This is a genomic window from Portibacter marinus (assembly GCF_021533195.1).
GTDB classification, from domain to species: Bacteria; Bacteroidota; Bacteroidia; order Chitinophagales; family Saprospiraceae; genus Portibacter; species Portibacter marinus.
Window position 1 is genome coordinate 1 of sequence record NZ_JAJNKB010000051.1, and the last position, 1746, is coordinate 1746.

General features: G+C 32.6%; 2 protein-coding genes. Both read right to left on the reverse strand.

The window, feature by feature from the left end:
• Positions 1-8 precede the first annotated feature (8 nt).
• Positions 9-1040, reverse strand: a complete 1032-nt coding sequence (gene darG, locus L2567_RS20860) for a type II toxin-antitoxin system antitoxin DNA ADP-ribosyl glycohydrolase DarG (RefSeq protein ID WP_262913225.1) — start codon at positions 1038-1040, stop codon at positions 9-11.
• Between the two features lie 5 nt (positions 1041-1045).
• A complete protein-coding gene (gene darT / locus L2567_RS20865; protein WP_235299806.1) occupies positions 1046-1636 on the reverse strand; it encodes a type II toxin-antitoxin system toxin DNA ADP-ribosyl transferase DarT in 591 nt (196 codons plus the stop codon).
• Positions 1637-1746: the final 110 nt, after the last annotated feature.

Below are 1746 nucleotides of genomic sequence, written 5' to 3' on the forward strand. Positions count from 1 at the left end.
ACACATTGCTAGACTAGATCTGCTTGTTTTAGTTGATCCAAAGAAAGCTCGATCAATTTGTCATTTGAAAACATAGATCTTTTTCGATCACTCCACTGATCAAGCTCTTGCTTAATATTATCTATGTCATTTATATTTTTTGAACTTGCGATAAAATCTATAGTTGATAGCAATTCAAGACTAAAATATGAGTAAAACCCTGATAAGAAATCATCTGTTTTTTGAACAATGGCACAAAGTTCTTTATTGTTTGCAATGAATTCAACAATTTCTTTTTCAGCATCGACTATCAAATTTAGATCTTCGAATGGCTTTTTGTCCTTTGCCATATATCCAGACACATAGCTTCCATTTAGGTAACCTAAAACATGTCTTACGCGACCTGAGTAAGGTCCATAGAATTCTGGAGTGAATTTCAGCTTGAGATACTTTTCTCCGCCAAATCTTTGAAGGAAATAACACAATTTTTCACTTGCAAACTCTGAAACAAATTCACCGTTTCTCACAAGTTTAAATAGCATATACAGGAGCATTGCTCTTGCAGGTGTTAGTTTGACTCTCTCTTTTTTTAAAACTTCTTTAATCTGACTATTAGGCTCATAAATTGTGATCTCACAATCTTCAATAATTGAAAGTTTATCAATGATTATCTTTCTCACATTCACCCAATTTAAACCACCATTACCTGCACCCAAGGGTGGAATTGCAATTGAACTTATGTTACTGCTCTGAATGAATTTGATCAATTCATCCATTCCCTTTTCAATAAATTCATATTGAGAAGGATTTCTCCAATGTTCTTTAGTTGGAAAGTTTATAATAGTCTTCGGCCCAGAAATTATGTTAGAATCTTTCACGATAATCAGTTCTCCGATTTTAAAATCTTTATTTCTGCATTTCTCCAAATACACCTTGTAATTTAAAGGATAGAGCTTTTTAAATTGAAGTGCGATACCTTTACCCATAACGCCGACTGTATTAACAGTATTGACCAGACCTTCCGCGTCACTTTCAAAAATGTTCCCTTTAATAAATTTCATAAGTATTAGAAATAATAACTTTTTTTAATAAGTATCATTATTGCTGGAATTCCTAATTTAGTTAGTACCTTTTTACAATTGTCATTTAAAACGACGAATCCATTGATATAGCTATAAAGCAAATCATCCTCCAACAATAATTCAGCTTCCTTTCTCCTTTTTAGGTCCAGGTCATTTTCGTCTCTCCAGTATTTCGCACGGATGGCTTTGAAATCAAGTTGTTTTTCAAGATCTGTAATTTCGGATTGTGAATAAACGCTAGAAAAACTATCCGTTGCATGCCCATCTGTATATATAAACGGTACACCGGATTTGATTATTGAATCTATGGAGGTTACAACATAAACAATTTTTGATGGGTCGACAGCGCTGACACCATTAAAACCTTTTTGAATCACATATAGCATAGGAGTTCTAAAACCGAAATAAAATGGTATGAAATCTCCAATAACTTTTCCCGTAATAATCGGATGGCTATTTCTAGTTGATATTAAAGTACTGTCTCCAATTGGAATATAATTGGGATTAGAATTTATAGATGACTTATGTGTAATACCATACTCGATAATATGAGGAATATTACCTATATGTACCATTCGACAAATATATGTTTTACTCAAGTCCACACTCAAATATAACAAAGGAAATAAATACAGGCATTTTTACCTTTTAATGTTTGAAGAGTTTGCCTTTATGATAGGTAACG

What these genes read in the sequence shown, in the direction of transcription:
- darG (WP_262913225.1), bottom strand. Translation starts at nt 1,040, where the DNA reads ATGAAATTTATTAAAGGGAACATTTTTGAAAGTGACGCGGAAGGTCTG.
- darT (WP_235299806.1), bottom strand. Translation starts at nt 1,636, where the DNA reads ATGGTACATATAGGTAATATTCCTCATATTATCGAGTATGGTATTACA.